Annotated in this window: 8 protein-coding genes; 3 read left to right on the forward strand and 5 right to left on the reverse strand. The window is 37.8% G+C overall.

The window, feature by feature from the left end; genetic code table 11:
• Positions 1 to 74 precede the first annotated feature (74 nt).
• Positions 75 to 380: an RNA recognition motif domain-containing protein gene (locus AC1DG9_RS19280; protein WP_048905338.1), complete on the reverse strand. Its 306-nt coding sequence runs from the start codon at positions 378 to 380 to the stop codon at positions 75 to 77.
• A 174-nt stretch (positions 381 to 554) separates the two neighbouring features.
• Positions 555 to 1,406: a dienelactone hydrolase family protein gene (locus AC1DG9_RS19285; protein ID WP_288879365.1), complete on the reverse strand. Its 852-nt coding sequence runs from the start codon at positions 1,404 to 1,406 to the stop codon at positions 555 to 557.
• Between the two features lie 876 nt (positions 1,407 to 2,282).
• On the opposite strand from AC1DG9_RS19285, the gene spt reads away from it, so the two are divergent.
• The 3 genes from spt to AC1DG9_RS19300 are packed head-to-tail and all read left to right on the forward strand — an operon-like array spanning position 2,283 to position 5,589.
• A complete protein-coding gene (gene spt / locus AC1DG9_RS19290) occupies positions 2,283 to 3,488 on the forward strand; it encodes a serine palmitoyltransferase (protein ID WP_048905335.1) in 1,206 nt (401 codons plus the stop codon).
• The gene (locus AC1DG9_RS19295) at positions 3,485 to 4,603 is read left to right on the forward strand and encodes a hypothetical protein (protein WP_477635058.1); all 1,119 of its coding nucleotides are present in this window, start codon (positions 3,485 to 3,487) and stop codon (positions 4,601 to 4,603) included. Before spt ends, AC1DG9_RS19295 begins: the two co-directional genes overlap by 4 nt.
• Positions 4,600 to 5,589 (forward strand): NAD-dependent epimerase/dehydratase family protein, encoded by a 990-nt coding sequence (locus AC1DG9_RS19300; protein ID WP_172662998.1) that lies wholly within the window; start codon positions 4,600 to 4,602, stop codon positions 5,587 to 5,589. The genes AC1DG9_RS19295 and AC1DG9_RS19300 overlap by 4 nt, the downstream gene beginning before the upstream one ends.
• A 1-nt stretch (position 5,590) precedes the next feature.
• On the opposite strand, the gene xseB is transcribed toward AC1DG9_RS19300, so the two are convergent.
• From xseB to AC1DG9_RS19315, 3 genes are read right to left on the reverse strand one after another with little or no spacing between them, the layout of a single operon-like run.
• Complete coding sequence (gene xseB / locus AC1DG9_RS19305) at positions 5,591 to 5,791, reverse strand: exodeoxyribonuclease VII small subunit (protein WP_288879367.1); 201 nt, start codon at positions 5,789 to 5,791, stop codon at positions 5,591 to 5,593.
• The gene (xseA, locus tag AC1DG9_RS19310; protein ID WP_288879368.1) at positions 5,769 to 7,160 is read right to left on the reverse strand and encodes an exodeoxyribonuclease VII large subunit; all 1,392 of its coding nucleotides are present in this window, start codon (positions 7,158 to 7,160) and stop codon (positions 5,769 to 5,771) included. The genes xseB and xseA overlap by 23 nt, the downstream gene beginning before the upstream one ends.
• Complete coding sequence (locus AC1DG9_RS19315) at positions 7,135 to 8,175, reverse strand: S66 peptidase family protein (protein ID WP_477635059.1); 1,041 nt, start codon at positions 8,173 to 8,175, stop codon at positions 7,135 to 7,137. Before AC1DG9_RS19315 ends, xseA begins: the two co-directional genes overlap by 26 nt.
• Positions 8,176 to 8,347: the final 172 nt, after the last annotated feature.

Below are 8,347 nucleotides of genomic sequence, written 5' to 3' on the forward strand. Positions count from 1 at the left end.
AAATGACGCATGTCACCACTGCTGCTCTAGTATATTAAAATAGAATCAGTAACTAATTTTAATAAAAAAGCTAATTAATAGCTTTTTTCTGTACGGTTATTGCGTTTAAAGCCACCACCACCAGCACCACCAGTATTTGGTTTTTCTTGTGCTTCAGCAACTTTGATACGGTTACCATTGTAATCGCCGCCATTCATGCGTTTGATTGCTTCTTTTGCCTCTTCTTCTACCGGCATTTCCACAAAACCAAACCCACGACTCTGACCAGTTTCGCGATCTTTGATAATCCTTAGTGATTTTACTTGACCGAAATCACCAAATACGGCTGTTAATTCATCTTCCCCCACTTCTAAAGGAAGGCCTGTAATAAATATCTTCATTAATTTCTAAAAATTTGCACAAAGTTAAGCATTTTTCGCTTAAATTCCAATGCTAGTGTCAGTTATAAGTATAATTATATAATATTTTTCATAACACCCAAGAGAAAATTTTGTTTTATTAATTGTAAAAAAACATTACTTTTTTCTTAAATAATTATAACCGACAAATCGAACCTAGCTTAATTTAGCTTTAAACAGAGATATTGTTCTTTGCCAGGCCAGTTTAGCAGCCGCTTCATTGTATCTGGTCGGCGAAGTATCGTTATTAAAAGCGTGATTTACGCCTTCATAAATATAGACTTTATAATCTATATGATTTTCTTTCAAAGCTGCTTCATAAGCCGGAATTCCCGCATTTATACGCTCATCGAGTCCACCATAATGAAGCATTACACTGGCTTTTATCTTAGGAACATCTTCTGCGGCTGCCTGTGCTCCATAGTATGCAACTGCTGCAAGCAACTTAGGATCGCTTACTGCAAGTTTGTTTGCCATGCCCCCGCCCCAGCAAAAACCAACACATCCGGTTTTTCCGTTTCCATCTTTCCTGCTTCTCAAATATTCAAGTCCTTTCAGATAGTTCTGCAAGTTTTTTGCCGGATCCAGCTTTCCGATCAGCTCCCGGCCTTTATCCTCATCCGAGGGTGTTCCGCCGAATAGCGATAAGGCATCCACTCCTAAAGCAATAAAACCTTCGGCAGCTACTCTTTTGGTTACATCTATAATATGAGGGTTTAGCCCTCTGTTTTCGTGAATAACAAGTACACAACCCAGGTTCTTTTTGTCCTTTGGCTTTGCCAGCACAGCCTTTACATCACCATCTGCACCAGGATAGGTAATGTTTTCGGTACTAATGCTGTTATCATTAAAACTGGAGGCTGATGCATAATTGTTTTCAAGTAAAGGTAATACTGTTAAGGCTATAGCTGTGCTTCCGGTAATGATAGCCAGCTTTTTCATGAATTCTTTCCTACTCAGTTTGCTGTGGGTGTATTCATCGTATAAATTGATGATTTTCTGATCCATAGGTAAATAATTAAAATATGAACAATAAGTACTAATATAACGTTTCTACAGCATCGTTTTAGGTTTTTATCAATTACGTTACATGATAAAACGTTATACAATAAGGGGGATTTGTCATGAAATTGTTTTTATTTTTTTCGTTGAAAACAAATTAACAATATCGCTCGTTATATGATCAGTTTGTTTGGTTTAGGTTGGTCTGTGGTGGACCAACCATCTATTAATAACAGGGATAATCGCCAGATTCATCCCTGTTTCCTTTTAATGCATCCTCGCCCTTCATCCGTTTCCTATATCACTTTAAAAAGATACTTAATTGACAAAAGGCCTTCAGAGTCGTTGCAAAGCCGTTCAATACTCGTCTGGAAGTCGTTGGTAACATAAAATAGATTTAGCATAAAATTTCGTCGAGATGACGACAGCTCAGAATGACGAGGTGTTATGAACAAACTCAATCCAGACGGCCTAAAATGCGGTATTACGGAGTCTGCTGTTCACCTGCAAACAGCGGTAGGCAAAAAAAAAGAGTTTCATTTGACTAAAATACTATTGAAGTCAGAGTGTAGGATTATAAAAATCATTATCTTTGGCCTGCAAAAAGCAATTTTTTTCTTAATAATTCGGAGCTATTCGAATTAAAATTATAAGAAAATTGTAATTTTTGTTTTAAAAATTAATATATTCAAACTTGGTTGAGTTCAAGTTTTGTTTTCTGTATTTATGATCTTAGATTTGAGAAGTTTTTTTTAATTGGCATAGATGTTGATTTTTCAAACTAATTACAAAAGGGGATTATATAGATTTAGGAATCATTTCTTGGAACATAAACCGACATCAACAATAACCAACCCTGTAATCTAAACATATAGTACTAGCATGCGCAAAAAATTACAAGATAGGATAGCAGCTTTTAAAGATGCTTCAGCAATTAAGGAAAAAGGCTTATATCCTTACTTCCGAGCAATAGAATCAGCACAGGATACGGAAGTGATGATAGATGGGAAGAGAGTTCTGATGTTTGGTTCTAACTCCTATCTAGGGTTAACAAATCACCCAAAAATTAAAGAAGCAGCAAAAGCTGCAGTTGATAAATATGGCACTGGTTGTGCCGGATCAAGATTTCTAAATGGTACACTTGACATACATATTGAACTGGAAAAAAGACTGGCTGCATATGTAGGTAAAGAAGCTGCCGTTCTTTTTAGCACAGGATTTCAGGTTAATTTAGGTGTAATATCATGTTTACTTGATAGAAATGACTACCTAATTCTTGACGAATACGACCATGCTTCTATCATTGATGGCAGCAGATTATCGTTTTCACGTTCTATAAAATATGCACATAATGACATGGATGATTTGCGCAAGAAATTGAGCAGATTGCCTGAAGATGCTGCAAAACTAATTGTTGCCGATGGTATCTTCAGCATGGAGGGTGACCTGGTTAATTTACCGGAGATCGTAAAAATTGCTGATGAGTTTGGCGCAAACATTATGATGGATGATGCACACAGCTTAGGTGTAATCGGCTTTAATGGTTCCGGGACTGCTTCTCACTTTGGATTAACTGATAAGGTTGATTTGATTATGGGTACTTTCAGTAAGTCATTAGCTTCGCTAGGCGGCTTTATTGCAGGATCTGAAGAAACTATAGAATTTGTGAAACACAGAGCACGCTCATTGATGTTCAGTGCAAGTATGCCACCTTCGGCTGTTGCAAGTGTTATTGCTGCCCTTGATATTATTGAGTCTGAGCCTGAGCGTATAGATCAGCTTTGGGCCAATACAAATTATGCTAAGAAATTACTTTTAGACGCCGGCTTCGATATAGGTCATACTGATAGCCCGATTATTCCGGTTTACATCAGAGATAACGACAAAACTTTCTTGATCACCAATATTTTAAGCAAGAACGGAATATTTGTAAACCCTGTGGTTTCGCCTGCTGTACCATCAGACTCTTCTCTTTTAAGATTCTCGTTAATGGCTACACATACTTTTGCTCAGATAGAGGAAGCTGTTGAAAAAATTGCAGCGGCTGCTAAACAAGTTAAAGTTAATTTATCACAGGTAACTATATGAGAAACATAGTTGCAGTTAGCAATAAAAAGCAATTAGGTCAGTTTATTGATTTCCCTCACGACCTTTATAAAGGGGATTCGAATTATGTTCCAGAGCTCTTTATAGCTCAAAGAGACTTACTTACAACACATCCTTTTCATAAACACTCTTCATTGCAGTGTTTTTTGCTTTTCGAAGGAGACAAAATCATAGGCAGAATTGCCGCTATACTGAACAATAACTATAATATTTTTAACAGTGCAAATGATGGTTTCTTCGGTTTTTTTGACTGCATAAACGATCAGGAGGCTGCTAATTTATTATTTGATACTGCAACCAAATGGTTAAAAGATAAAGGTGTAACAGGCGCTATTATTGGCCCAGTTAACTTCTCTACCAATGAATCTTGTGGTTTATTGATCGAAGGATTCGATTCTCCTCCGGTTGTTATGATGCCTTACAACGCAACCTACTACTCTGCTTTAATGGAGGGCTGGGATTTGAAAAAGAAGGTAGATCTTATTGCCTGGAAATTTAATGGTGATAATTACGACGACCGCTCTGTAAAACTTATGGACAGGTTAGAGGAGCGTTTGAATAGGAATAACATCACCATCCGTAAGATCAACATGAAGAACTTTAAACAGGAAGCGGCCAACCTGCGTGAGGTTTACAATAAAGCATGGGATAAAAATGCTGGCTTTGYACCATTAAATGATGAGGAGTTTGACTATCAGGCTAAAGATCTTAAACTGGTACTTGATCCTGATTTTTGTTTTGTTGCAGAACAAGATGGTAAACTTGTTGGTTTTGGCGCTGCCATTCCGGACATGAACCAGATCCAGATTAAAATTAAAAAAGGAAGGCTCCTTCCTACAGGTATATTTAAATTATTATTTGGTAAGAAAAACGTTAAAGGAATAAGAATTTTACTTCTGGGCGTTGTTGATGGTTATCGTAAAATGGGCATCGAAGCTTGTATTTATGGTAGTATCATTAAATCTTACAAAGCTAAAAAGTTCGAATACGCTGAGGCGGGATGGACATTAGAGCATAACGATCTTGTTAATAATGCAATTATTGCCATCAAAGGCGATCCTTATAAAAAATACAGGATCTACGAGAAAGCCATATGAGTAAAAGGGTATTAATTACCGGTGCTACAGGTTTTGTGGGTTATCATCTTATTGAGAAAGCAATACAGTCTGGCTTAGAGGTTTATGCTGCTGTTCGCAAAAGCAGTAATAAAAGTCACCTGAGTGTATTTGACATTAAGTATATTGACCTGGACTATAGCTCTGTAGATAATTTAAGATCTCAGCTCGAAGAACATCAGTTCAACTATATTATTCATGCTGCCGGTATTACCAAAGCTAAAACAAAAGCGGAATACAATAAGATAAATGCTGAGTTTACCGAGTACCTTGCTGTTGCCGCAATTACTGCCAGTATCAGACTAGAAAAGTTTGTTTTTGTGAGTAGTCTGGCTGCTTTGGGTCCGTTGGTTGATCTTAGTAAGGAAATTAAAGAGGATACTCCTGCCCATCCGGTAACTAATTATGGAACAAGTAAATTACTTGCCGAAAAATACTTATCTGAAATTCCGGGTCTGCCGCTGATCACCATTCGCCCCACAGCGGTGTATGGCCCTCGTGAAAAGGATATTTTTATTCTATTTAAAAGTATAAGCAGAGGTCTGGAACCTCACATAGGCAGTTTTAAACAGCAGCTGAGCTTCATTTATGTAAAAGACCTTGCTGATGTTATTGTAAATTCTCTTTTTGTTAAGATTAATGGAAAGCAATACAATATTTCGGACGGCAATGTTTACGATCGTTATGCGCTTGCTGAACTGGTTAAAAAGACACTAAAGCAAAGAACTTTTAAGTTCCATTTACCCGTACCTGTTGTTGGAGCTATGGCTTCATTTATGGATTTCATTTATTTAAACAGTAAGAATACGCCTACCTTAAATAAAGAAAAGATGGCAGAGCTTACTGCTATTAACTGGGCTTGCAATATTGACAGCGCAAAGCAGGATCTTGGCTATGCACCTAAGTTTAATCTTGAAAAGGGATTAATTGATACAGTTAAGTGGTACAAAGCCAATAACTGGTTATAGTTTATTGGTTCTCCATTTGTTTAATGATCTTGTTTACTTCTATTTCTGTTGCCCTTAGTTTGGTTTGGCAAAACTCAATCAGTTCCGATGCACGCTTAACCTTATCAGCAAGTACATCTACTGAAACAGATTCATTCTCTATTTCCTGTGCAATCTCAGTTAGCTCCTTATAGGCAGCCTCATATGTTAAATTCGTTCCCATTGTATCTGGATTTAGATTTTACTGTTGTCTTTATTTCTGTTGTAGCCAATCTGACTGTTAACTCCTGACCGGCTTCTACCCCATCTGCATTGCTTACAATCTTCCCGTCTATTTTTATAATCGCAAAGCCTTTATTGAGGATACTTTGCGGACTCATCAATTTTACCAGCGACTGAAAGTGGCCTATATAACCTCTTTTATTAGCAAAATACATTCTGCTGTATGATTGCAGGTTGCTGTTTAGGTTACTGAGGTCCTTACGCCTGTTTGAGATGATTATTTTAGGGTTGGTGAGTATCAGGCCTGATAAATTTAAAATACTTCTGTGATGCTCATGCAACAGGTTTCTTGTGGTGTTTATGGTAATCTGATTCAGATGATTAAGCCTGTCTTTATGATGATTGATCATTTGATATGTTTTAATCAGCATCATTTTCTGAATGCTCAATACCGATTCCTCAAATGCCCTGTTATGCGCAATTATTAACTCAGCTGCTTTGGTTGGTGTTTTGGTTGAAGTATGTGCCATAAGATCGGCAATGGTTTCATTCTTCTGGTGCCCTATTCCTGTAATTACCGGAATGGGAAATTTAGCGATTGCCCTGCTCAGGTCGTAATTATCAAATATGAGAAAATCGGTTTGCGAACCACCGCCTCTAATGATAACCACTGCGTCATATGCTTTGGCAGATTGATATACTTCTATGATCTTGTTAAGAATCTGTTTGGCATTTACATCACCCTGCACTAGGGTAAAATAGTTATCAATTATAAAATTGTACCCAAATGAGTTATTTTCAAGCGTATGCTTAAAATCCATATAACCCGCAGATGTATCTGAGGAAATAACGGCAATATGTTGTAATACTTTATTTAATTGCAGGCCACTGTTTTTAGTAAAGTACTGCTCTCCCCTTTTTTGAATGAATTCGGGATTTTCCCTGACCAGCCTTTCTAGCGTATCTTTTCGTTGCTGTTCAAATAGGCCGAGGGTAAAGTTGGTATCTATATCTATCAGATTTAGCTGCAGGCCAAAAGCGGGGTTATATTGAACGGTAACCTGTACCAAAACATTAATATCGTTTTTAAACTTCTGTCCGGTTGCCTGTTCAAAGTTGGCAATGTTTACAGAGGCGTTTCCCCAGGCCCTTCCGGCAATTTTAGCGAGAATCCTGTTAGATGATTTTTCTTTCTCTACCAGTTCAAAATAATGGTAATTGCTTTGTGGCTTGTAGGTATAATTGGTAACATCGGCAATTACCCAAAAGGTTCTTTGTCCGAATACCCCATCTATTGCCTGCTGGATTTGACCGGTAAGCTCAGAGAGTTTTATGGAAGCAGGATTAGATGGATACAAGGGAACTGCCATTTTCATCTACATTAAGGATATGCTTTGCACCGCATTTGAGTGCAAAGTTATTGATTTGATGACCCACAGGGAAATCAAAACATACAGGGTAATCATATTCCTTTATTTTCTCTGTTACGATCTCGTAAACTGTCCTGCCAAATTCTTCGCCCGGAGTTTCTTCTTTTAAGCTAAAGCCTCCTATAATTAATCCTTTAAGCTTATCTAGTTTTCCGCTGCGTTTTAGGTTCCAAAACATTCTGTCGATACTGTACAGTTCTTCATGGGTGTCCTCCACAAATAAGATGGCATCATCAGTTTTAAGATCGGAATTGCTTCCCGCAAGGGTTTCAATGAGGCTAAGGTTGCCCCCTACTAAAACACCTTCTATTTTACCCGGCCGGTTATAACTTACCGGTGGCGCAGTGTATTTAACATCCTCGCCGGTTAGTACCTGTCTTATCGAGAGAATTGTTTCTATTTGAATGGGTTTTGCCAGCAGCCAATCGTTTGGAAAGCTGTTGCACATTTTAGAATGTATGGTTGCAATACCATAATTGCTATGAATATGTGTATGAAGAACCGTGATATCGCTAAAGCCTATTATCCATTTTGGATTGGCTTTGAACTTTGTAAAATCCAGCTTATCAATTATCCGTACCAGTCCGTAGCCCCCTCTGGCACACATAATTGCTTTGATATTAGGATCATCTAACATCCGCTGCAAATCTGCTGCTCTTTCCTGATCGGTACCTCCAAGTGAAAAGTCTTTTGCTCCTATCGTTTTCCCGGTTTCGACCTTAAAGCCCCAGCCTTGCATCAATTGTACGGATGGCTGGATGTCTAATAAAGAGATGTAGCTGGCCGGACTTGTTATTGCTATGGTATCGCCCGGCTTAAGGTACGGTGGTATTTTTGATTTAGCMAACTCTGAGGTTATCACTTTATTTACCGCCTCAGTATTACTCCATACCTTTGACGTTGAAGCAGATACTCCGGCTGTGACAACAAAGGAAAGAAAATGTTTACGGTTCATTTTGGGTGGCTTTTTCTATATACAATTATAAGGCTAATTGCTGAAATCTGGAGGCATTCTTCGCAATCGTTTTCGTAATATTTCAATATCAAAATGCATTTTTCTGGGGAATTTCAATTCCAAGAGCGGTATATTAGTTAACCAAATATGTTTAAAATCTGGACAATCTGAA

Source organism: Pedobacter sp. 05L430, from assembly GCF_056397585.1.